General features: G+C 43.3%; 1 protein-coding gene. It reads right to left on the bottom strand.

What is annotated here, in order from left to right; translation table 11 throughout:
• A partial coding sequence (locus RRF55_RS28170) for a VTT domain-containing protein (RefSeq protein WP_439419322.1) occupies positions 1-231 on the bottom strand: 231 nt, incomplete at both ends.

The following is a 231-nucleotide window of genomic DNA, read 5'->3' as shown; positions in this document are numbered from 1 at the left end:
CGCCAAGCTCATATGCCCTGCGCCCGCAGCAAAAGGCGCGAAAGAACGTACAAAAGGAATAAAACGTGCCACTAAAATGGTTTTACCACCATGCTTTAAGAAATATTGATTGGTCTTCATCATATATTCGGGTTTCAGCCAACGCGAATGCTGATGGGCAAATTTAAAGCCCAGCTTCTGACCGGTATAATAATTGACGATATAACCCAATACCGCAGCAATCATCATCAA

Source organism: Klebsiella sp. K47 (assembly GCF_051858335.1).
GTDB lineage: Bacteria > Pseudomonadota > Gammaproteobacteria > Enterobacterales > Enterobacteriaceae > Klebsiella > Klebsiella pneumoniae.
This window is presented reverse-complemented; position numbering and strand designations above follow the sequence as displayed.